The 22,288-nt window shown below is 70.9% G+C and carries 16 protein-coding genes and 1 pseudogene; 10 read left to right on the top strand and 7 right to left on the bottom strand.

The window, feature by feature from the left end:
- Window positions 1-13 precede the first annotated feature (13 nt).
- The gene (locus AB0N16_RS28075) at window positions 14-2,398 is read right to left on the bottom strand and encodes an excinuclease ABC subunit UvrA (protein ID WP_365801357.1); all 2,385 of its coding nucleotides are present in this window, start codon (window positions 2,396-2,398) and stop codon (window positions 14-16) included.
- An 833-nt stretch (window positions 2,399-3,231) separates the two neighbouring features.
- On the opposite strand from AB0N16_RS28075, the gene AB0N16_RS28070 reads away from it, so the two are divergent.
- From AB0N16_RS28070 to AB0N16_RS28055, 4 genes are all read left to right on the top strand, one after another.
- Window positions 3,232-4,224, top strand: coding sequence for a phospholipase D-like domain-containing protein (locus AB0N16_RS28070; RefSeq protein WP_365801355.1), 993 nt, complete (start codon window positions 3,232-3,234; stop codon window positions 4,222-4,224).
- Window positions 4,225-4,467: 243 nt separating this feature from the next.
- On the top strand, window positions 4,468-5,304 hold the full coding sequence (locus AB0N16_RS28065; RefSeq protein WP_365801353.1) for a PaaX family transcriptional regulator C-terminal domain-containing protein: 837 nt from the start codon (window positions 4,468-4,470) through the stop codon (window positions 5,302-5,304).
- Between the two features lie 184 nt (window positions 5,305-5,488).
- The gene (locus tag AB0N16_RS28060; RefSeq protein WP_365801351.1) at window positions 5,489-7,522 is read left to right on the top strand and encodes an NAD(+) synthase; all 2,034 of its coding nucleotides are present in this window, start codon (window positions 5,489-5,491) and stop codon (window positions 7,520-7,522) included.
- A gap of 410 nt (window positions 7,523-7,932) precedes the next feature.
- The gene (locus tag AB0N16_RS28055) at window positions 7,933-8,541 is read left to right on the top strand and encodes a hypothetical protein (RefSeq protein WP_365801349.1); all 609 of its coding nucleotides are present in this window, start codon (window positions 7,933-7,935) and stop codon (window positions 8,539-8,541) included.
- A gap of 93 nt (window positions 8,542-8,634) precedes the next feature.
- Here AB0N16_RS28055 and AB0N16_RS28050 read toward each other — a convergent pair whose 3' ends face one another.
- Complete coding sequence (locus tag AB0N16_RS28050) at window positions 8,635-9,324, bottom strand: DUF6215 domain-containing protein (RefSeq protein WP_365801347.1); 690 nt, start codon at window positions 9,322-9,324, stop codon at window positions 8,635-8,637.
- 173 nt (window positions 9,325-9,497) lie between these two features.
- Here AB0N16_RS28050 and AB0N16_RS28045 point away from each other — a divergent pair, with 173 nt between their 5' ends.
- From AB0N16_RS28045 to AB0N16_RS28035, 3 genes are all read left to right on the top strand, one after another.
- Entirely contained in the window at window positions 9,498-10,199 is a 702-nt protein-coding gene (locus AB0N16_RS28045) for an alpha/beta fold hydrolase (protein WP_365801345.1), read from the top strand.
- Window positions 10,200-10,255: 56 nt separating this feature from the next.
- A complete protein-coding gene (locus tag AB0N16_RS28040; RefSeq protein ID WP_365801343.1) occupies window positions 10,256-12,169 on the top strand; it encodes a cellulase family glycosylhydrolase in 1,914 nt (637 codons plus the stop codon).
- A 289-nt stretch (window positions 12,170-12,458) separates the two neighbouring features.
- Complete coding sequence (locus AB0N16_RS28035; protein ID WP_365801341.1) at window positions 12,459-13,730, top strand: FAD-dependent oxidoreductase; 1,272 nt, start codon at window positions 12,459-12,461, stop codon at window positions 13,728-13,730.
- Window positions 13,731-14,047: 317 nt separating this feature from the next.
- Here AB0N16_RS28035 and AB0N16_RS28030 read toward each other — a convergent pair whose 3' ends face one another.
- From AB0N16_RS28030 to AB0N16_RS28015, 4 genes are all read right to left on the bottom strand, one after another.
- Window positions 14,048-14,662 carry a ScbR family autoregulator-binding transcription factor gene (locus AB0N16_RS28030; RefSeq protein WP_365801339.1) on the bottom strand — a complete coding sequence of 205 codons (615 nt, stop codon included), beginning with the start codon at window positions 14,660-14,662 and terminating at the stop codon, window positions 14,048-14,050.
- A 225-nt stretch (window positions 14,663-14,887) separates the two neighbouring features.
- Window positions 14,888-15,559, bottom strand: coding sequence for a ScbR family autoregulator-binding transcription factor (locus AB0N16_RS28025; protein WP_365801337.1), 672 nt, complete (start codon window positions 15,557-15,559; stop codon window positions 14,888-14,890).
- Window positions 15,560-15,702: 143 nt separating this feature from the next.
- Complete coding sequence (locus AB0N16_RS28020; RefSeq protein ID WP_365801335.1) at window positions 15,703-16,476, bottom strand: glucose 1-dehydrogenase; 774 nt, start codon at window positions 16,474-16,476, stop codon at window positions 15,703-15,705.
- Entirely contained in the window at window positions 16,473-17,204 is a 732-nt protein-coding gene (locus AB0N16_RS28015; protein WP_365801333.1) for an HAD family phosphatase, read from the bottom strand. The genes AB0N16_RS28020 and AB0N16_RS28015 overlap by 4 nt, the downstream gene beginning before the upstream one ends.
- Before the next feature lie 391 nt (window positions 17,205-17,595).
- On the opposite strand from AB0N16_RS28015, the gene AB0N16_RS28010 reads away from it, so the two are divergent.
- Window positions 17,596-18,549, top strand: a complete 954-nt coding sequence (locus AB0N16_RS28010; protein WP_365801330.1) for a ScbA/BarX family gamma-butyrolactone biosynthesis protein — start codon at window positions 17,596-17,598, stop codon at window positions 18,547-18,549.
- Window positions 18,550-18,612: 63 nt separating this feature from the next.
- Here AB0N16_RS28010 and AB0N16_RS28005 read toward each other — a convergent pair whose 3' ends face one another.
- On the bottom strand, window positions 18,613-19,215 hold the full coding sequence (locus AB0N16_RS28005; protein ID WP_365801580.1) for a lamin tail domain-containing protein: 603 nt from the start codon (window positions 19,213-19,215) through the stop codon (window positions 18,613-18,615).
- A gap of 577 nt (window positions 19,216-19,792) precedes the next feature.
- Between AB0N16_RS28005 and AB0N16_RS28000 the strand changes: the two genes are divergently transcribed.
- The gene (locus tag AB0N16_RS28000) at window positions 19,793-21,130 is read left to right on the top strand and encodes a jacalin-like lectin (protein ID WP_365801328.1); all 1,338 of its coding nucleotides are present in this window, start codon (window positions 19,793-19,795) and stop codon (window positions 21,128-21,130) included.
- 189 nt (window positions 21,131-21,319) lie between these two features.
- A pseudogene (locus AB0N16_RS27995) lies at window positions 21,320-22,210 on the top strand (YceI family protein); the annotation flags it as partial.
- Window positions 22,211-22,288: the final 78 nt, after the last annotated feature.

Below are 22,288 nucleotides of genomic sequence, written 5' to 3'. Positions count from 1 at the left end.
GGCTGAGGGGGTGTCAGGCGCCGACGTATTCCGCGAGGTGCTCGGCGGTGAGGGTCTTGCGGGCGGCGACCAGGTCGGCGGGGGTGCCCTCGAAGACGATCCGGCCGCCGTCGTGACCGGCGCCGGGGCCGAGGTCGATGATCCAGTCGGCGTGGGCCATGACCGCCTGGTGGTGCTCGACGACGATGACGGACTTGCCGGCGTCGACCAGCCGGTCGAGGAGGCCGAGGAGTTGCTCGACGTCGGCGAGGTGCAGGCCCGCTGTCGGTTCGTCGAGGACGTAGACGCCACCCTTGTCGGCCATGTGCGTGGCCAGCTTGAGGCGCTGGCGTTCGCCGCCGGACAGGGTGGTGAGCGGCTGGCCGATGGTGAGGTAGCCGAGGCCGACGTCCTGGAGCCGCTGGGCGATCCGCTGGGCGGCCGGGACGTTCGCCTCGTCCGCCGTGAAGAACGGCACGGCCTCGTTCACCGACAGGGCCAGCACCTCGCTGATGTCGCGGCCGTGGAGTCGGTAGTCGAGCACCGATCGCTCGAACCGCTTGCCGTCGCAGTCCTCGCAGGTGGTGGCGACGCCGGCCATCATCGCCAGGTCGGTGTAGACGACGCCGGCACCGTTGCAGGTAGGGCAGGCGCCCTCGGAGTTGGGGCTGAACAGGGCCGGCTTGACGCCGTTCTCCTTGGCGAAGGCCTTGCGGATCGGTTCGAGAAGCCCGGTGTACGTCGCCGGGTTGCTGCGCCGGGAGCCGCGGATGGCGCCCTGGTCGACGGAGATCACGCCGGCGCCGGCCGGGATCGAGCCGTGCACGAGGGAGCTCTTGCCGGAGCCGGCGACGCCGGTGACGACGGTCAGGACCCCGAGCGGGACGTCGACGTCGACGCCCTGGAGGTTGTGGGTGCTCGCGCCCCGGATCTCCAGCGCCCCGGTGGGCTTGCGGACGCTCTCCTTCAGGGTGGCCCGGTCGTCGATGTGGCGGCCGGTGACGGTGCCGGCCTTGCGCAGGCCTTCGACGGTGCCCTCGAAGCAGACGGTGCCGCCGCCCGCACCGGCGCCGGGGCCGAGGTCGACGACGTGGTCGGCGATCGCGATGACCTCCGGCTTGTGCTCGACGACGAGGACGGTGTTGCCCTTGTCGCGCAGTTGCAGCAGCAGGCCGTTCATGCGCTGGATGTCGTGCGGGTGCAGACCGGTGGTGGGCTCGTCGAAGACGTAGGTGGCGTCGGTGAGCGAGGAGCCGAGGTGGCGGATCATCTTGGTTCGCTGGGCCTCGCCGCCGGACAGGGTGCCCGCCGGACGGTCCAGCGAGAGATAGCCGAGGCCGATCTCCACGAACGACGCCAGGGTGTCGTGGAGCGTCCTGAGGAGCGGTGCCACCGACGGCTCGTCGAGGCCCTCGACCCATGCGGCCAGGTCGCTGATCTGCATCGCGCAGGCGTCGGCGATGCTGATCCCGGAGATCTTCGAGGAGCGGGCGCCCTCGTTGAGGCGGGTGCCGTCGCAGTCGGGGCAAGTGGCGAAGGTGACCGCGCGCTCCACGAACTCGCGGATGTGCGGCTGCATCGACTCCTTGTCCTTGGAGAGCATCGACTTCTGGATGCGCGGGATCAGACCTTCGTAGGTCATGTTGATACCGGCGATCTTCATCCGGGTCGGCTCGCGGTGCAGGAAGTCGTGCAGTTCCTTCTTGGTGAACTTCCGGATCGGCTTGTCCGGGTCGAAGAAGCCGGACTCGGCGTAGAGGCGGGAGTTCCAGCCGCCACCCTTGTAGCCGGGGACGGTGATCGCGCCCTCGTTGAGGGACTTGGTGTCGTCGTAGAGCTGGCCGAGGTCGAGGTCGGTGACGGCGCCGCGGCCCTCGCAGCGCGGGCACATGCCGCCGGTGATGCTGAAGCTGCGGCGCTCCTTGACCTGCTGTCCGGCGCGTTCGACGGTGACCGCGCCCGCCCCGCTGATGGAGGCGATGTTGAAGGAGAACGCCTTGGGCGAGCCGATGTGCGGCTTGCCCAGGCGGCTGAAGAGGATGCGCAGCAGCGCGTTGGCGTCGGTGGCGGTGCCGACGGTGGAGCGGGGGTCGCCGCCCATCCGCTGCTGGTCGACGATGATCGCGGTGGTCAGTCCGTCGAGGACGTCGACCTCGGGGCGGGCCAGGTTGGGCATGAAGCCCTGGACGAAGGCGGGATAGGTCTCGTTGATCAACCGCTGCGACTCGGCGGCGATGGTGTCGAACACCAGCGAACTCTTGCCCGAGCCGGAGACTCCGGTGAAGACCGTCAGCCGTCGCTTCGGGATCTCGATGCTGACGTCCTTGAGGTTGTTCTCTCGCGCGCCGTGCACACGGATCAGGTCGTGGCTGTCCGCCACGTGCGGCGCGGACACCTGCGTCTCGGTCTTTCTGGCCATGCTCAAACCCGTCTCCATCCGCTGCGCGGGGCCTCCGTCGACGGCCGCCACGCTAGCCGGGGTGGAACAGTAGCGCTTCTCCATTACTGACCGGTCTTGCCGCCCGCCCGGCCGTCGGCGAGCCGGGGTCGGGGGCCGGCGCGGTGGGCTGCCTGGTCAGCGACGCCGTGACCGCGCCGGCGGTGACGGGGTGGGCGAGGCGCGGGGAGCGGTGGGTGGCTCTCCCCCACCTCGAGTGAACGACGGCAGGCCCAGGTCCCAGGTGTGTTCGGTGATCGGCCGGGCGGTGGTGTGCAGGGCGCCGGTGCCGAGTCGTGCCCGGGGCAGCGGCGGCGGGCGGACCGGCGGGAGGTCAGGTCTCACCGCGGAGTCCCCCTCGGCCGCGCCTGCGGGATGCCGCCGGGCCGGCCCAGGCGTTCGGGCGGCCCGAGGCCGGGCCCTCGGCCACCGCTGCCCCCGGGCGCCGCACTCCCACCGGCCGCACTCGGCTCGGCCGCACTCCCACCGACCACTCTCGGCGCGACCGCCCTCTGCCCTGCCGGGTTCGCCTCGACCGCCCTCTGCCCTGCCGGGTTCGCCTCAACCGCCCTCTGCCCTGCCGGGTTCGCCTCGGCCGCCCTCTGCCCTGCCGGGCTCGGCTACGAAGATTTTGCGTTCTCGCGGGATGCCCATGAACCGGCGCCGACCTGCCAGGAGTCCGCTTTGTCCGACCCTACGGCCCCCAGGTAACGGCGAGTTCACCATGCTTCTCTTCCTCGGCAGTCTACGCGCGTGGTGTCATGCCCACGCTCACCCACCCCCCACGTGAGCGTCAACTCGACTAGGAGTCACGCATGCTGTCGAAGCTTCTCGGTCGCGCGGGTGTCGCCCTGGCGGCCAGTGCGGCCGTGGTCGCCGCCGCGGTCCCCGCGAACGCCGCGAGCTACACCGCGTTCGCCTTCTCGCTCAGCGGCAGCGAGCCCACGATCTACGACTTCATCAACTCGGCCACCAGCTCGCTCGACATGACGATGTACGAGCTGGAGGACACCACGGCCGTGAACGACCTCATAGCCCTCAAGAACAAGGGTGTCACCGTGCGAGTGGTCCTCGACCGGGCGCACCAGAGCGCCAACAGCTCCGCGTACAGCGCCTTGACCAATGCCGGCGTGGGTGTGGTGTGGTCGCCGTCCAGCTTCGTCTACACGCACCAGAAGACCATCACGGTGGACGCCACCAAGTCGCTGGTCCTGACCGGCAACCTGACCTCGCAGTACTACTCGACCGGCCGGGACTACGGGGTGTTCACCGACGACACCCGTGATGTCGCCGCGATCGAGAAGGTGTTCGCCGCCGACTACGCCGGCACCTCGGTCACCCCCACCGACGGCGACCACCTGCTCTGGTCCCCCACCGACTCCCGCAGCCGGCTGCTGTCCGTGATCAACGCCGCCACCAAGACGCTCGACGTCGAGGAACTGGAGTTCAGCGACAGCACGGTGGGCAACGCGATCGTCGCCCGGGCCGAGGCGGGCGTGAAGGTGCGGGTGGTCCTGGAGACACCGGACGACTACTCCAGCGAGGTCTCCGACATCGAGGACGCCGGCGGCACCGTCGTCGGCTACTCCGACCCCGACGGCTTCTACATCCACGCCAAGGCCATGGTCGCCGACTACGGCCTGTCCACCCAGGAGGTGGAAGCCGGCTCCATGAACATCAGCAGCAACTCCCTGTCCAACAACCGGGAGCTGGGCATCATCCTCACGGGCACGGGCGTGGCGCAGTCGGTGGCCACGACCGTCGAGACCACGTTCAACAGCGATTACAAGGGCGGCACCGCCGCGTAGCGACCGGGCCTCCGCCCCGGCGGCGCGTGCGCGGCCGGGGCGGAGGCCTGCCCAGGCGGGGGGGGGACCGACAGGGATGTTGACGCGACAGCGCGGCGGGGGTCCCTCCGCATGCCCGGCGGCGGGAACGGCACGATCCTGCCGTACGGCCGCGGCTCGACCCGGCCCACCGCCGTGACCAGTACCGGAAGCGAGATCGCGCAGCCCGTCGTACGTCCGCCGGGTGGCCGTAATCTTGCGCACGTGAACGCCGTGACCGTGCCAGAACCCCTGGACTCCCCGCAGGCCCGTCCGCAGTCGCTGCTGCTCGCCTTCTTCGGCAACCATGTGCTGGAGCAGGGCCCGCTGGGCGTGTACTCGGGCAGCATCATCACGGTCCTGGGCCGGGCGGACGTCGGCGAACAGGCCGTGCGCTCCACGCTCACCCGCATGGTCAGCAGGAACCTGCTGCGACGGCAACGGCAGGGGCGCAAGACGTACTTCGGCCTGACACCGCTCGCCACCCAGATCCTGCACGACGGCCGGCGGCGCATCTGGCAGACGGGTGCGGTCAACGACGACTGGGACGGCTCCTGGACCCTGCTCGGCTTCTCGCTGCCGGAGTCCTGGCAGCGCCAGCGGCACGATCTGCGCTCGCGGCTCGGCTGGTCGGGGTTCGGGCCGCTCTACAGCGGGCTGTGGATCGCGCCCGGCCGGGTGGACGTCTCCGCCGTCGTCGCCGAACTGGGACTCTCCGCGCACGTCAAGATCTTCCACGCGCTGGCCGACGCGGCGACGGACATCGACCTCATGATCCGCGACACCTGGGACCTGGGGTCGATCGCCGCCCGCTACGAGGACTTCCACACCCGCTGGGAGGCGTGGCGGGCCGGCTCCGGTGATGACCCGGTCGTCACCCGGCTGCGCCTGGTCAGCGAGTGGCTGGGCGTCATCCGCACCGACCCCCGGCTGCCCGTCCGGCACCTGCCGCCCGGCTGGCCGGCCCACCGGGCGGAGACCACGTTCCACCGGATCGCGGCCGAGACCGAGGCGCCGGCCCGCCGGATGGCCGCGGATCTGCTGGACACCACGCCCATGTGACCCCGCCCGCCCGGTCGGCGGCCCCGCGGCGCGCCCGGAATCCCCTGGTCAGCACGGATCACCGCCGATCTATGCTTCTTGGAGCAGGAGGTTCGCCGGACCGTCGAAGGAGAGGATGCCCGGGTACGGCGACGCTCTCCGTCCGGCATCCATACCGTGTCCGTCTCTCCCGAGGAAGCCCCCGTTGAACTTCTGGTCGATCTATGAGCATGGCTTCGCGCGTGTCGCCGCGTGCACCGGCCACACCGTCATCGCCGACCCGCGCGCCAACGCCGAGGCGGTCCTGCGCCTGGCCCGCCGCTGCACGGAGGACGGGGTCGCCGTGGCCGTCTTCCCGGAGCTCGGCCTGACCGGTTACTCGATCGAGGACCTGCTCCTCCAGGACGTGGTGCTCGACCAGGTCGAGGAGGCCCTGGCGACGGTGGCGGCCGGTTCGGCCGGGCTGTTGCCCGTCCTCGTCGTCGGCGCCCCGCTGCGTCATCGCAACCGGATCTACAACTGCGCGGTGTTCGTGCACCGGGGCCGGATCCTCGGTGTCGCACCGAAGTCGTACCCGCCGAACTACCGGGAGTTCTACGAGCGCCGGCAGATCGCCTCGGGCGACGACGAGCGGGGCGGCACCATCCGGATCGGCGGTGAGCACGTGCCGTTCGGGGTGGACCTGCTGTTCGACGCGGAGGACGTCCCTGGTCTGGTGCTGCACGCCGAGATCTGCGAGGACATGTGGGTGCCGGTGCCGCCGAGCGCGGAGGCCGCGCTGGCCGGCGCGACCGTCCTGGTGAACCTCTCGGGCAGCCCGATCACGGTCGGCCGCGCGGAGGACCGCAAGCTGCTGTGCCGCTCGGCGTCACAGCGCTGTCTCGCCGCCTACGTCTACGCGGCGGCCGGACTGGGCGAGTCGTCGACGGACCTGTCCTGGGACGGCCAGACCATGATCTACGAGAACGGCGCGCTGCTCGCCGAGACGGACCGGTTCCCGCTGGACGACCAGTACGCGGTGGCCGACGTGGACCTGGACCTGCTGCGCCAGGAGCGGGCCCGGATGGGCTCGTTCGACGACAACCGGCGTACGCACGCGGCACGCACCGGCGGCTTCCGGACCGTCCCCTTCCGGCTCGACCCGCCCACCGCCGACCTGGGCCTGCGCCGCCGGGTCGAACGCTTCCCCTTCGTGCCCGCCGACCCCGAGCGGCTCGCCCTGGACTGCTACGAGGCGTACAACATCCAGGTCGCGGCGCTCCAGCAGCGGCTGGCGGCGATCGGTGGCCCGAAGGTGGTCATCGGGGTGTCCGGCGGCCTCGACTCCACCCACGCGCTGATCGTCGCCGCCCGGGCGATGGACCGCGCGGGCCGCCCGCGCAGCGACATCCTGGCCTTCACCCTGCCGGGGTTCGCCACCGGCGAGCACACCAGGGGAAACGCCCACCGGCTGATGAACTCGCTCGGCGTGACCGCGGCCGAGCTCGACATCACGCCGACCGCACGGCTCATGCTCAAGGAGATGGGCCACCCGTTCGCGGCCGACGAGCCGGTGTACGACATCACCTTCGAGAACGTGCAGGCCGGTCTGCGCACCGACTACCTCTTCCGGCTCGCCAACCAGCGCGGCGGCATCGTCCTGGGCACCGGGGACCTCTCCGAGCTGGCGCTCGGCTGGTGCACCTACGGCGTCGGCGACCAGATGAGCCACTACAACGTCAACTCCGGTGTGCCGAAGACGCTGATCCAGCATCTGATCCGCTGGGTCATCAGCAGCGAGCAGTTCGACCCGGAGACCGGCAGGACGCTTGCCGCGATCCTCGACACGGAGATCAGTCCCGAACTGGTGCCGGGCGAGGAGCTGCAGTCCACCGAGTCCAAGATCGGCCCGTACGCGCTGCACGACTTCACCCTTTACCAGGTGCTGCGGCACGGGTTCCGGCCGTCGAAGATCTCTTTCCTGGCCTGGCACGCCTGGCACGACCGGGAGGCGGGCGCCTGGCCGCCCGGCTTCCCCGAGTCCGACCGCAAGGCGTACGACCTGGCCGAGATCCGGCACTGGCTCGACTACTTCTGCCGCCGCTTCTTCGCCTTCGCCCAGTTCAAGCGCTCGGCCATGCCGAACGGCCCGAAGGTTTCGGCGGGCGGCTCCCTGTCCCCCCGCGGCGACTGGCGTGCCCCGTCGGACAGTTCGGCGAAGGCCTGGCTGCACGACCTGGCCCGCGTCCCGGAGGCGTAGCGTCCCTGCCCGCGATTTGGTGTCCGCCCTGTGGCCACGCTATGGTTGATCTTGCGCGCGGCACTCCAAATCCGGGTAACGTGCGATGCGTTGGTGGTCCAAGGAAAGACGCCCCACTTCCTGTGGGGAGATGCAGGTGCAAGGCCTGCCCGGCGCTCCGTCCGAAGAGCCCCGCCCCCGATCCGTCGGGGGCGGGGCTCTTCGCATGTGCGGCTCTCGGCGACGGCCGTACGCACCCGGACGGGCGAATCTTCCACCGACACCCGGAAGGAGCCTCGGGGCAGGGCAAAACACCTGGTCAGGGAGGGCCGGGCGGTACGGCGGGCAGGTCGGAGGCCGGGGCACCGGTTGCGGTGCCCCGCACGGTTTTCCACGGTGGGCGCAAGGACAGCAGTCTCGAAAGGAACCCCATGCGCGCCCTAGTCTCCCGCGGCCTCCTCGTCTCCCCCCTGGTCTGTGCCGCCCTGGTCTTCGGCCCGGCCGCCGCCACCGCTGCCGCCGCCGACGCCGGCCGAGAAGCCTCGGGAACCGGTGTCGCACACACGGTTCCGGGGCCCGGTACCGATGTCGCCACCCTCCTGGACCGCATCGAAGCGATGGACACGACGCGGTACGACCCGGCCCTGGCCCCCCTCCTGAACACGCTGCCCAAGCTCGTCACGGCGGACGGCAGCGCCCTCGACCCCGCTCGGGCCGCCGCCTACGCCAAGGAAGTGCGGGAGTGGAGCGACGCTCTCCAGAAGCGGCTGAGGCAACTGGACACCGACGGCACCAACCGCTCGGCGCGGACCGCCGACCCCGTCTCGGACCTGCTGAGCGCGATCCAGGCAGCCGTCAACAGCCTGCTGAGCTCACTGACCTCGCTCGACCTCGGCGGGGTACTGGACGCCGTCACCGGGCTGCTCGGGTCCATTCTCGACGCCGTCACGGGCCTCCTCGGCGCCGTGCCAGCGCTGCCGTCGCTGCCGTCGCTGCCGGCCGAGGGTGCGACCGCGTCGACGACGATCGTCGCTCCGTGAGGAACTGACCCGGAACAACCATGGTTCGCCGCCACGGCGCCCTGGAACACGGGCGCCGCGGCGGCGAACCCGTTCGGTACCGGAGCGGTCGGGTCAGTTCCCGTTCCAGCCCGGGACCGTCTGCAACACCTGCTCCGCGACCCGTTCGAGAGCCGTGTCGTCGGGCAGCACGTCGTCCTGCCGCCAGATCGCGACCTCGAACGTGCCCTTGCCGTCGTCCTTCGCGTGTTTCGAGACCAGGAGGCAGCGCGCCGTGCCGCCGGGCCCCGTGGTCGCCTTCCCGCCGCCGAGGTTGAAGCCGATGGAGATGGTCGGGCTGGAGTAGAGGACGGCCGGGTGCCCGGCAACGGTCATCCTGCGTGCGCCACCCATCAGGTCGCCCACTTCGGCGACGGACAGATCGTCGTAGGACGCCGACAGCTTCACGGAGTACGTCTTCAGGGTCACCGTGGCGTCGGGCGAGGGGATCTTGGTGCCCCCGGCGAGGGTGATCCAGTCCCCGCTGCCGCTGGCCGTCTCGGCCTGTTCCTGCGGTGTCCCCAACAGGGCCGGAAGGTCCGGGCGGTTCAGCGCCTCGCACAGCCGTGCGCCCGAGACATAGCGGCGCGGCAGCCGGTCGGTCGACTTCGAGCAGGCCGCCGGTTCACTGCTCGCGCCCTGCGGGTGGACGAACGCCTTCTGAGCCCACAGGACGCCCACCACGCCCAGGAACACGGCCACCGCCGCGATCGCCTGGACGACCGGTCTGCCTTCCTTTTCGGGCTCACTGAATCCTTCGGTCATGCCCCCACCCCCACTGTGCGTCCCCTGTGCGCCGTGGAGCCTAACTGATGTTCGCGGTACCGATGTTCACGGGGAGGGCACGGGCCGCTCAGCCTCCTCGGTGGCTGCGGCCTCCCCCGGCGGTGTTTGATGGCGGCAGCACGCACCGGGCCGGAGAAGCAGAGGTGGACGCGGTGACCGAAGGACGGGTCGTCGAGGCGGGTGGGAGCGCACTGGTGGTGCGTCGCGCACCGCGGGACCGGACGCGCGCGGCGGTGCTCGTCCTGCACGGCGGCCAGGAGAAGGGGCTCCGGCCGGCGCGCCCGTGGCATCCGCCGGCCCTGCGCATGCGCCCCTTCCTGAGCGCCGCCGCGTCGGTCTCCTCGCCCCGCGACGTCCTGGTCGGCCAGGTGCGCTACCGGTACCGCGGCTGGAACGACGCCGACCCGCTCCAGGACACCCTGCGCGCCCTCGACGAGCTGCGCGGCCGGGCCGGGGACGTGTCCGTGGTGCTGGTCGGCCACTCCATGGGCGGCCGCGCCGCACTGCGGGCGGCGGCCGACCCCGGGGTGCGCGGTGTGCTCGCGCTGGCGCCCTGGTGCCCGCCCGGCGACCCCGTGGACGACCTCACCGGGACGCGGATCGTCGTCCTGCACGGCGACCGTGACCGGGTCATCAAGCCCGCCGAGTCGGCCGCGTACGTACGGCAGGCCCGTGCGGCCGGTGCGCAGGCCGGCATGGTGCTGCTCAGGGGCGGGGACCATGCGATGCTCCGCCGCAGCCACGACTGGCACCGGGCCTCGGCCGCCGCCGTCCGCCGGCTGCTGCGCCCCGAACGTGATCTGGAGGGCTGGACGGCCGAGGCCTGTGGGGCCGAGGAGCCGCTTCTGCGTTGACGCCCGCCCTGATAAATTGCGGCGCCCCCACGCGGCATCCACTCCGAGGACGGCTGATGTCGATCAAGAAGTTTGTCAAGTTTGTCAAGTACCTGACAGCAACGCTCATGGTTTTCGCCCTGTCCGGCGCCGCCCCGGCGACCGCCGCACCCCGGTCCGCCGACCCGGCACCGGCCGCCTCCGCCACCGGCGCCTGGCAGCCACCCCTGTCCACCCGGGGCCGCTACATCGTCGACGCCGCCGGCCACCACTTCCGTCTGAAGGCCGCCAACTGGGACGGCGCCCAGGGCTCCTGGACCGGAAGCGGCAGCAGCACCGACCCCGCCGACCACCACGCCGGCCAGGACTCCCACGGCATCCCCCTGGGCCTGGACCGCGCCTCCCTCCCTCAGCTCCTGTCGGACTTCCAGGCGCTCGGCATCAACAGCATCCGGCTGCCGTTCTCGAACGAGATGATCCACACGACGGTCCCGGTTCCGGACGTCGCGGTCACCGCGAATCCGCAGCTGCGCGGGAAGACCCCCCTGGAGGTCTACGACGCCGTCGTGGCCGCGCTGACCGGCGCGGGCTTCGCGGTCATCCTCAACAACCACACCAACACCTCCCGTTGGTGCTGCGGCATCGACGGCAATGAGCGGTGGAACAGCAGCCAGTCGACCCAGCGGTGGGCCGACGACTGGGTCTTCATGGCCCGCCGTTACGCGGCCAACTCCCGTGTCGTGGGCGCCGACCTCTACAACGAGGTACGCCGTGACGTCCTGAACGACCCCAACTGGGGCATGGGCGACGACCACGACTGGTACGCGGCCGCCCAGCTCGCCGCCGACCGCATCCTCACCGAGGCCGACCCGAACCTCCTCATCGTCATCGAGGGCATCAACTGGACCGGGCTGCCGGTGGACGGCCTCCCGCACGACCGCCCCACCCTCACCCCCGTCCGCACCCTCTCCCACACCCTGGTGGACGCCCACAAGCTGGTGTACTCCGCCCACTTCTACGGCTATACCGGCCCCCGGCACAGCGGCGCCACCGGCATCGGCGAGACCAGTGACCCCCGCTACCAGGACCTGACCCGCGACGAGCTGTACCAGGTCCTCGCCGACCAGGCCTTCTTCGTCACCACCGAGGGCAAGCACTACACGGCGCCCGTGTGGATCAGCGAGTTCGGCGTCGGCGCCGGCGAGACGGGTACGGCCGCCCGCACCTGGTTCGGCAACATCACCGACTACTTCGCCGACCACGACACCGACTTCGCCTACTGGCCGCTGGTCGGCTGGGAGGGCCACGACGACTGGGCGCTGCTGCGCTACGACACCGCCGGGCACCGGTACGGCCTCCTCGACGGTGGCGACTGGCGGGCCACGGCCTGGGATCACCTCATGAACTCCCCCAGCCGCACCGGCTACATCGAGCGGGGGACGACCTGGCGGATGCTGGCCACGGACCACGGCGACGCGGTCCAGTCCCTGCGCGTACGGGCGGGCGGCGACTGGGACTCGGGCGCCTACAAGGCGGTCTGCCCTGACGGGCTGCGGCTGATCGGCCTCGCACACTCCGGCGGACGCGGCCTGTGCACCGACGCGACCACCGGCGACCTGCGGGCCACGGGCAGCGCCCAGACGGTCGTCACGGACGAGCGGTATGTTCCGGCGGGTGGCGACTGGGCCTCCGGATACACCAAACTCCAGTGCCCGGCAGGTCAGTTCGTGATCGGCTACAGCCGTCGCGGGGAGCGGGTGTCGGCGGTCCTGTGCGTGCCCGCACGTGCCGCGGCGAGCGCGAGCGGCCGGACGGTGTGGTTCGACCGGTCCGACAACCGCCCCGCCGACGGGGCGGGCGACGACTTCGCCTCCGGCGCCTACAAGGGCCAGTGCGCCGCAGCCGAGTACCTCGCCGGAGTCGCCTTCACGACCCGGGTGGGCAGCACGCCGGGGCCCGCCGCCGTGCTGTGCGCGCCGGTACCGTCCTGACCCCGTACGTCAACGGCGCCGCCGCCCGACCAGGTGGCGGCGGCGCCGGCCGCGCGCTCGTCGTCGCGCGCGTCCCAGCCGCCGCACGTCCATGACATCCCTGGGTCCGCTTGTCGTATGATTCGACCAAGTTTTGGCCAACGTGCGTAGATATCGTTTCCGGAGTCCACCCCGTGGGAGAGACTCACCCGCGGAGGGGGGACGAGCACGGCCGAGTCACGCCGGGCGTGCCACCCCGCAGTGTCGCGTCGCCCAGGGGAAGGCGGCGAGCAGACCAGCGGAGGGATCCATGACGCAGTCGCTTCCGGGGCAGCACCCTGCCCAGGAGCAGGCGTTCGCCGACCACGGGCGGCCACCGGTCGTCGTGATCGGAGCCGGGCCGTACGGACTGTCGGTGGCCGCCCACTTACGGGCGGCGGGGGCGCCGGTCCGCGTCTTCGGTGATGTGATGGGCAGTTGGCGGCATGCCATGGCCACTGGGATGTTCCTGAAATCGACACCTGCCGCCACCGATCTGTCGGCGCCGGAGCCGGGCGGCCGGCTGGCGGACTTCCGGCGTGAGCACGGCGAGCCGGAGCTGACCGAGCTGACCCCGATCCCGTGCGACGTCTTCGTACGGTACGGGCAGTGGTTCCAGAAGCGGTACGTCGGTGAGGTGGAGTCGGCCCGGGTGACGGCGGTCGAGCGGCCCGGGTCCGGCGCCGGCTTCTTGGTCCGGGCGGACGACGGGCAGGAGATGGCGGCCTCGGCCGTCGTGGTGGCGACCGGTCTGAACGGACTCGCCCATGTCCCGGACGAGTTGCGGCACCTCGCGCCCGAGGGGCCCGGCCCCCGGGCGCCGGTGTCGCACACCAGCCACCACACCGACCTGTCCGCGTACGCGGGCCGGCGGGTGGCGGTCGTCGGCGGTGGCCAGTCCGCGCTGGAGAGTGCCGCGCTGCTGCACGAGGCGGGCGCCGAGGCGCAGGTTCTGGTGCGCGAGCGGAAGGTGCTGTGGGGCATGCCCCCGGACCTGGCCCGGCCCTGGGTGCAGCGGCTGGCCAAGCCGGCCTCACCGCTGGGCACCGGCTGGATCCTGGCCGGGGTCTGCGTGGCTCCGGGCGCTGTGCGGTGGTTTCCGGCGCCTGCGCGGCTACTGCTCTTCCGGCGGGCGCTCGGCCCGTCGGGCGGCTGGTGGCTGCGGGAGCGGGTGGTGGGTGTGGTTCCGGTGCACACCTCGCGCCGGGTCACCGGTGCCGTGCTCTCCGGGCCGGTGGTGCGCCTCGATGTCGCCGGTCCCGGGGGCGAGCGGGAGACCCTCACCGTCGACCACGTGCTGGCCGCCACCGGTTACCGGCTGGACCTGGACGCGCTGCCCTTCCTGTCCCCCACGGTGCGCCGCGAGGTGGCCTGTGTGCCCGGTTCGAGGGCTCCCGCGCTGCGGGGGACGTTCGAGTCGTCGGTGCCCGGCCTGTACTTCACGGGCTCGCTCGCGGCGCCGATGTTCGGGCCGATGATGCGGTTCGTGGCGGGCACGGAGTTCGCGGCCGTACGGATCGCCCGGCACATCGGAACCTCCTGAGCAGCGGAATTCGGTTGCGGCGGGGCCCGTGAGCCCGGTGAGCTGGTTCCATGGACGGTGCCGTGGAGCAGGCGTGCCGGGCGAGGGCGGGTGGTGACCGCCTGCGTGTGCGGCGACCGGCCCGGTGGCACGGGCCGGTGCTGCTCGGCGCCCTGCTGCTGGCCGCCTTCGCGCCGAGTATGCCGATGTCCAGGCCGTCCCCTGCCCGTCCGCCACTCGGGGGCTCCGAGGCCGAGTCCCGGGTACCCAAGTAGAAAAACGGCATAGGCGGTTTGTCAAACCGAACACCGGTGACATTGTCGGCTCTTGACTTGGAGTCAGGAGTCGGAGAGGGCGGCGCCCGCGAACTCGCTCTCGCGCGCGGCCAGTTGGGGAAGCACCAGGGACCAGAACTGCTCGACGTGCTGCGGCGAGATCCGGTCACGGTCCGCCGCGCCGAGCACCTCGAACCCGATCGTCGCGGCGACTATCACCGCGGCCACCCGGTCCGGCGCCACCCCCTCGGCCAGCTCTCCTTGATGCTGGGCCCGCCCCAGTTGTTCGCACACCCAGGTTCGCCACCAGCAACCGAAGCCCATGCCGTTCTTGCGGGAGGGGTCGACGCTCAGCTTGATGCCCGCGCGCACGACGCCATCGGTGGCGACCATGACCAGCAGTTCCCGGGTGACCGTGATCAGCAGGTGGAGTGCGGAGGTTGCCGACGGACTCCGGTCGGCGACCATGTGCTCGATCGTCCGCCGGGCCGTGCCCTCCACCTCGGCCGCGAGAGCGTCCTTGCTGGGAAAGTGGAAGTGCAGCGCTCCGGCGCTCACTCCGGCCCGCCGGCTGATCGCGGGCAGCGACGACAGCGCGTAGCCGTCCTCCGCGAAGATCTCGGCTGCGGCATGAACGAGGGCCTGGCGGGTTCGGGCCGCCCGGAGCTGCTTGACCATCGCGTCCCCCTGTTGATCCGGGCGAATCCGGATTGGACGTTCCGATTCTCCCTGGTCCTACAACATTGCGATTCGAGAACCCTAACAAACAGCATGATTGGTAGGTTTGCGAGCGGTTGAAGAAGGGGCGCAGGACTCGAGGCCTCCCGGCTCCTCCGGAGCACGGCCATCCGGAGCACGCCGCTTCGCATAACAAACCTGCAAGGTGGTTTGGTCCGGGGCGGGTCAGGCCTCGGTGGCCACCAGCGGTTCCTGCTCCTGTCGGCGGCGCTCGACTTCCTGGACGACTCGGGCGCCCCGGTCGGGCGCGGTGTCCAGCCGGATCAGGGCCGCGGGAGTGGCTATGGCCGGCAGCACATGGTTGTAGAGGACGGAGATACGGTCGTTGAGATCCGTCCAGTCGGAGACGACCTCGGACATGAACTGGGTCCCGATCCAGGCCCCGAGGAAGCACTCCGCGGTCTCCTGGGGCGTGACGTGCGGCAGCACCTCGCCGCGCTCCTTGGCCTCCACCAGCTTCTCGGTCACCACCTCGGTCCAGGCCGGCCAGGCACTGCCGAACAGCGAGCGTCCCTGGAGGTCCGCCGACAGCCGTATACCGGCGAGCAGGATGACCTCCTTGGGAATGCGGTAGGCCAGCGTCATGCCGATGTCCACCCACTCCTGGAGCTTCAGCTCGCGCGGCACCCAGTAGTCGTCACTGATCTGGGCGTTGATCACGCCCCGCGCGAGGGCTTCCTTGGAGTCGAAGTGGAAGTACAGGGCCCCCTTGGTCACTCCGGCCCGCTCAAGGATCTCGGCGATCGTCGCCGCCGTGTATCCGCGCTCGGCGAAGACCGCGGCGGCGGCCTCGACAACAGCACGGCGGGTCCGAATCGCACGCTCCTGACGCGCCATGGGACCCCTCCTCGGTCAAAACAAAACCGGACGTGACGTACCTTACCCCAATCGGGGGTCGGTATTTCGGCCGCACCGGGCCGATTCCCGGCCGGTCCCGCGGCGGCGCCGCCGGGGCGTCGCCACGGTACTTGTCGGGCAGTTCACCAGGCGGTGCGCCCGCCGTCCACGGTAAGTGTGGCACCCGTGACGAAGCTCGCTCTGTCGCTGCACAGCCAGGCGGCGGCCTCCGCCACCTCCTCGGGGTCGGCGGCGCGCGCCTGCGGTGCGGAGCGGTAGGCCCGAGCCTCGTTCTCGGGCGACTTGGCGAACCAGTCGTCGATCATCTCGGAGCGGGTCAGGCCCGGGGCGATGGCGTTCACGCGGATGTGGTGCGGGGCGTACTCGACGGCGGCGGCCTTGGTCAGTCCGATCACCGCGTGCTTGGAGGCGATGTAGGGCGCGGCCGTCGAGGAGGCGACCAGGCCGCCCACGCTGCTGGTGTTGACGATGGAGCCGCCCCCGGTCTCCAGCATGGCCGTGATCTCGTGGCGCAGGCAGTTCCACACTCCCCGCACGTTGGTCTCGGTGACCCGCTCGTAGTCGGCGTCGTCGATGAGGTGCATCGGGGTCTTCGGCAGTGCGACGCCGGCGTTGTTGAAGGCGGCGTCGAGACGGCCGTAGCGCTCGACGGCGAACTCGACGGTCCGGCGCACCTCTTCCCCGTCGCGCACGTCCAGGGTGCGGTGGCTCGCCTCGGCGCCCTCGGCGCGCAGCTCGTCGGCGAGATCGCGCAGCCTGTCCGCGCGGCGGGCGGTCAGGACGACGGTGGCGCCCTGCCGGGCGAAGACCCGGGCGGCGGCCGCGCCGATACCGCTGCTGGCACCGGTGATGAGGGCGACCCGGCCGGCCAGCGCGGCTCCTTCCGCTGTGGTCACCTGGTCACCTCCGGGGCGGTGGAGAGGGAGTCGGCATCATGCCAGAAGATGTCGAGCCCGGCCTCCCGGTCCAGGGTGCGCAGGCGCTGTTCGTCGATCTCGGCGAGCCCGCCGACCAGGTGCCGGACGCCGAGTTCCCGCATCAGCTCACGCTGGAAGCCGTGCTCGAAGGTGCTGGGGTGCCCGACGAACGGCACGTCCAGTTCCTTGGCGTGGCCGGCGAAGCGGGCCACGTCGTCGATGAAGAGGACCTGATGGCGGTCGAGGCCGAAGTGGTCCTCGGCTATCTCCCGGATGCCGGGGCGGAAGTCGTTGGTGCAGATGTAGTGCGGGGCGGTGAACAGCCGCTCCCAGGCGCCGAGATGGCGGCGGAAGTGGTCCTCGTCGAGACCGCCGTAGCAGACGACGTCGAGGCCCATGGCGCGCAGCCGGTGCAGGAGTTCCTCGGCGCCGTCGAGGGTGCGGACGGGGTGGGTGCGCAGGTAGTGCTCGCGTTCGGCGAAGTAGTCGGCGATGGCCTCCTGTTCGCTCACGTCGGCACCGGTCTCCTCCAGCAGCACCCGGGCGGCGGCGAGGCGGGACTGGGAGAAGAGCCGCTGTTCCAGCTCCCGGGTGTACGCACCGCCGTACTTGAGGACGAGTCGGTGCAGGACGGGGCTGAAGCTGTCGTTGAGCAGGACGCCGTCGATGTTGACGGCGGCGAGGCGCAGGGTGCGCAGTGGTTCCATCAGGTCTTCCTCTCGCGGGCCGTTCGATCATCATGCAGTGGCTGTCGGGACCAGGGGGGCGGGTGCCTCGGCGGGCGGCGAACTCCCCCGTGGGAGATGGCCGAAAGAGACCGCTGGACCGGTTTCGACCGAGGCGGCCAGGCTCGTCACCCACCGATAACCAGCCGCCGACATCTGCCAGTTAGTCCGTTTTTCGCCGTGCCTTCGACTTGATTGAGCGCGAAAATACTTGGCCAAACCACCACGGAGCGGAGTCATGCATGGATGGAGTACCACCACACTTGGCGAATCCTTTACCTGGCGGCCGACCCGGGAAAACCGGTAGGTCCGTATCTTATAGGCGTCGAACAGAGCTTCGGCCAACGAAGAGCTTTCCGACGGGGGGTTGTCGATGAGCCTGTCCGCCAGCGAGATCGGAGTCGGTCTGCCCGCACTGCCCCGGCTGACCACCACGGTCCCCAAGGAGTACGTCCACCGGGCGTCCCTGGCCGAGGTGTTCCTCAGCGGCTGTACCGCACAGGACGACGGGCTGCGGTTCTCCCTCACCGGACAATGGCCACGCGCCCACACGTTCTTCAACAGCGCCGACGGTTCGAGTCACGATCCGCTTCAGGCCGCAGAGACGTTTCGGCAGGCCGGCATGTTCGTGACGCACGCCGAGCACGGCGTCCCGCTCGGGCACCACTTCGTCCTGTGGTCGCTCAGTTGCCACACCGATCTGGACCAGCTGCGGATCGGCTCCCGGCCGACCGACTTCGAGCTGGAGGTCACGTGCCCGGACACCGCGCCGCGCGGCAGGGCGTCCGCGCGCCGGATGGGCATAGGGTTCGCGCTGCGCCGGGACGGCCGGCCCGTGGCCCACGGAGACGGGCTGTACTCCATCGTCACGCCGTCCGTCTACGCGCGCCTGCGGGCCAACCGGCCCGGAAAGCAGGCGGCTTCGGCGGACCCGATGGTCGCGGCCGACCCGATGCCGCCGTCCGCCGTGGGCCGTACCTCCCCCGCCGACGTGGTGCTGACGCCCACGGCCAGGCCCGGCCGGTGGCTGCTCACCCCGGACCTGGCCCATCCGATCCTGTTCGACCACGGCGGTGACCATCTGCCCGGCATGGTCCTGCTGGAGGGTGCCCGCCAGGCCGCCTGCGCCCGGCTGGCTCCCCGTGCGCTGATACCGGCGAGCACCTCCACGACGTTCGACCGCTATGTCGAACTCGACAGCCCGTGCTGGGTGGAGGTGACCGAGGTGACTTCTGGGAGCGACGGCACGGTGACCGTCCAGGTTGTCGGCCGGCAGGGCGGCGAGACCGTCTTCACCTCCACCGTGCACGGGCCCGTCGTCGGCTGAAGGCGCCGCGAAACGGCCGCCGCCGGGCCCCGAACCGGGACCCGGCGGCGGCCGTCCGTCTCGTCAGTGCCGGTGGCCGAGACCACGCCGGTCATCGGCGTCCCGGCGGTAGTCGAGGGCGCGCCGGTCATCGGCCTCCCGGCGGTGACCGAGGACGCGCCGGTCATCGGCCTCCCGGCGGTGACCGAGGACGCGCCGGTCATCGGCCTCCCGGCGGTGACCGAGAGCGTGCCGGTCGTCGGCGTGCCGGTCGTCGGCGTCCCTGCGGTGGTGCAGACCCCAGGAGGCGGAGTCGACATAGCGCCCGTGGTCGTTGCGCAGGGTGGCGGTGTCGGCGCCGTGGTCCCAGACCGACTGGCGGCGGTCCTGGTACAGATCCGTCGAGGTGTCCCGGCCCTGTCCGGTGTGGACCCGGACCGTGGCGCGGCCGGCCAGCCGGTAGTGAAGGAAGGTGTAGCTGTGACCGTCGGCGTCCGACAGCGTCCAGCCACTCAGGTTCACCTCCCGGCGGGCGGTGTTGGTGACGTCCACCCACTCCCGGTTCAGGGCACGGCCGGAGAAGACCGCGCGTCCCTGCAGGTCGTGCTGGACGGCGCTGATGACGACCGCGTCGCGGGGCGGATTCGCGGAGTGCGTGGTGGCGGCCGCGGCGGCGGGCAGGGCCACCGCGCCCACCAGGACGGCCGCCACGGCGGTGACGGAACCGAGACGACGGCCGGTCGCGAAGACGGATACGGACACGAGGTCCCCCTTTTCGGGGTTCGGGCACACCCCGACGCGTGCCGTGCGAAGCCGCGGCCCGCGAGGGGGTGTGTGGTGCGAGGCAACGGCCGGGCGGCCGCGCAGCCACACCCTCCGACCGGGCGGCGGGACATGCGCGGCACGCACCGCCCCGTTACCGATCTCTCGCGCGGCTATGACGCTCGACTGTACTGTCCATTTATCAAGTGAATGCACCGATTTGCCCCGCCGTGCGACCCGTGTGCCGCGCAGACAGCGGGGCCGTGACACCTCTCCGGCGCCACGGTCGCCCGGCAAACAGGGTCCACTCACCCGAAAGTGAGTAACAGTCAGCGGCCGATCGGCCCACCGATAAAAGTTGATCTTCTGGTCGTCATATGGAATTCCCCGATTGGTCGGCCGCGACAGGGGTCCGGAGAAAGCGTTTGCCACTACGTTTTGGCTTGCATTCTTGGCATGCTCACACCCTCTCAGCGCACACCTCCCCGTAGGAGACACCCCCATGCGCAGACTCGTTGCCTGCCTGGCGGCCGCGGTCGCCGCCCTCGGCGGGCTCACGGCGACGGCCACTCCGGCCACGGCGGCCGGCTCGGGCACGTTCAGCGTGCTCACGTACAACGTCGCCGGACTTCCGGAGTCGCTGTCGAGCGCATCCACGCCGCGCGACACCAGCACCACGGAGATCGGCAGGCGGATCGCGCCGTACGACATCGTCAACGTCCAGGAGGACTTCAACTACCACGCGTACCTGTACTCGACGGACACCCACCCGTACCGCACCGCGACCAGCGGCGGCGCCGGTATCGGCAGCGGGCTCAACACCGTCTCCGACTACGCCTGGGACGGCGACGACTTCGAGCGGGTCGGCTGGAACTCCTGCCAGCTCGACTCGGGTGACTGCCTGACCCCCAAGGGCTTCACCTTCATGCGCGAGCGGCTCGCCGAGGGCGTCTACGTCGACTTCTACAACCTGCACACCAACGCGGGTACGAACGACGGCGACGAGGCCTCCCGGGCCGACAACCTCAGCCAGCTGACGTCGTTCATCAGCATCCACTCGGCCGGGAACGCCGTCGTGGTCATGGGTGACACCAACACCCGCTACACCCGCACCGCCGACACCATCGCGGAGTTCGCCTCGAACAACGGGCTGACCGACGCCTGGGTCCAGCTGATCCGCAGCGGCAGCGCGCCGGCCAAGGGCAGCGACACCCTGCTCTGCGACCAGACCGGGGCCACCGTGCCCAACACCTGTGAGGTCGTCGACAAGGTCCTGTACCGCGGCAGCAAGCTGGTCACGCTCACCGCGACCTCGTACAACAACGAGCACGCCAAGTTCCTCAACGCCGACGGTCTGATGCTCTCCGACCACGATCCGATCACGGTCGGCTTCTCCTGGTCGCAGAACCCGGCCTTCCAGCTCAGCGATCAGTTCGGCGGTCCGCACGGCGACTACTACCAGGATCTTCCGAGCGTCCCGGCCGCCGCCCGCGCCACCGGCATCTCGCTGCGCTCCGGCTCCCGGGTCGACCAGGTCGGCATCACCCTGGGCAACGGCACCACGCTGACCCACGGGGGCACCGGCGGCACGGCGTCGTCGCTGACGCTGGGCAGCGGCGAGTACGTGACCTCGGCGTACCTGTGCGAGGGCAAGTACAACAACACCACCCGCATCTTCTACGCCAAGTTCACCACCAACCTGGGCAACACCCTCGCCGGTGGTACGACGACCTCGGACTGCGTGACCCGCACCGCGCCGTCGGGCTGGCAGATCGCCGGCTTCCACGGCCGCTCCGGTGACGAGCTCGACAAGGTCGGCTTCATCTACACCAAGCGCTGACCGGGCCGTACGGCCGGCGAACCGTTCGTGAGGTTCGCCGGCCGTCGGAGCGGGCGGGCGCGTCGGTGATGACGGCCGGACGCCCATCCGTGTCGACGCGACCGATCTGCCGGGACGGTCCTGCCCGGCGACCGGGGAGAGCGGTTCCTCCGTGTACGACGCCCGTCATGTGCCCGTACAGCGCCGTGCCGGTGGTCCAAGGACGCCCCGGCCCGTTCGGCGGAACTCGCCGTCCCCCTCCCCTCCGGTGCGGGCGGCCTGGCCCGCACCGTCCTGGACCCCGTCGACCAGCCGCTGGGCGGCGCGGAGGTCACGGTCACCGCGCTCGACACCCATCAGGTGGCGGCACGTGGCACCACCGACCCGTTCGGTTTCTTCGTCGCCGCACTGCGGCCCGGGCGCTACAGCCTGCTGATCGTCGCGGAGGGTCTGGATCCGCACCGGGAGACGGTCGAGATCGTCGCCGACAGCTGTCCGGCGCCCGGGCGGATCCGGTTGCAGTCGGCCCGGCAGCTGCCGCTGCCGCCGACCGGTGGCTGGGTCTTCGATCCGCCGCACACCGCGATCCGGTTCATCGCCAAGCATGTCGGCATGGCTCATGTGCACGGTCGTTTCGAGCGGTTCGACGGCGCGATCAGCATCGCCCCGGACATGGGCCAGTCGACCGTGCGGGTCCGTATCGACGCGTCGAGCATCAACACCGGGAACACGACCCGCGACAACCATCTGCGTTCCGGGGACTTTCTGGACGTCGAGCGGTATCCGTACATCGACTTCGCCAGCACGCGCTTCGCCTACCGGGGCGGCAGCAAGTGGACGCTCGTCGGTACGCTCACGATGCACGGCGTCAGCCGCTCGGTCTCGCTGGACACCACGTACCTGGGCACCGTCAACGGTGGCTACGGCGAGGAGTTGCGCTGCGCCGCGCTCGCCACGGCGGAGCTGCACCGCGAGGACTACACCCTCAACTGGCGGTCGATGCTGGCCCGTGGCATCGCCGTGGTGGGTCCGACGGTGCAACTGGAGCTGGACGTCCAGGCGATGTACCGCTCGCCGGACACGCCCACTCCCCCGGAGTGACGATCACGCCGTCTCAGGGTACGCGCCGTGGGCTCCCGGCCGGGCCCGGCGGCAGGCGGCACTCCGCGCACCGGGTGC

This window comes from Streptomyces sp. NPDC051105 (genome assembly GCF_040682795.1).
Taxonomy (GTDB): Bacteria; Actinomycetota; Actinomycetes; order Streptomycetales; family Streptomycetaceae; genus Streptomyces.
The sequence above is the reverse complement of the archived record's forward strand: the minus strand, read 5'-3'. Positions and strand labels throughout refer to the sequence as shown.

Coding starts and splice junctions, on each gene's coding strand:
- AB0N16_RS28075 (WP_365801357.1), bottom strand. CDS start 2,398: ATGGCCAGAAAGACCGAGACGCAGGTGTCCGCGCCGCACGTGGCGGAC.
- AB0N16_RS28070 (WP_365801355.1), top strand. CDS start 3,232: ATGCTGTCGAAGCTTCTCGGTCGCGCGGGTGTCGCCCTGGCGGCCAGT.
- AB0N16_RS28055 (WP_365801349.1), top strand. CDS start 7,933: ATGCGCGCCCTAGTCTCCCGCGGCCTCCTCGTCTCCCCCCTGGTCTGT.
- AB0N16_RS28050 (WP_365801347.1), bottom strand. CDS start 9,324: ATGACCGAAGGATTCAGTGAGCCCGAAAAGGAAGGCAGACCGGTCGTC.
- AB0N16_RS28040 (WP_365801343.1), top strand. CDS start 10,256: ATGTCGATCAAGAAGTTTGTCAAGTTTGTCAAGTACCTGACAGCAACG.
- AB0N16_RS28035 (WP_365801341.1), top strand. CDS start 12,459: ATGACGCAGTCGCTTCCGGGGCAGCACCCTGCCCAGGAGCAGGCGTTC.
- AB0N16_RS28030 (WP_365801339.1), bottom strand. CDS start 14,662: ATGGTCAAGCAGCTCCGGGCGGCCCGAACCCGCCAGGCCCTCGTTCAT.
- AB0N16_RS28025 (WP_365801337.1), bottom strand. CDS start 15,559: ATGGCGCGTCAGGAGCGTGCGATTCGGACCCGCCGTGCTGTTGTCGAG.
- AB0N16_RS28015 (WP_365801333.1), bottom strand. CDS start 17,204: ATGGAACCACTGCGCACCCTGCGCCTCGCCGCCGTCAACATCGACGGC.
- AB0N16_RS28010 (WP_365801330.1), top strand. CDS start 17,596: ATGAGCCTGTCCGCCAGCGAGATCGGAGTCGGTCTGCCCGCACTGCCC.
- AB0N16_RS28000 (WP_365801328.1), top strand. CDS start 19,793: ATGCGCAGACTCGTTGCCTGCCTGGCGGCCGCGGTCGCCGCCCTCGGC.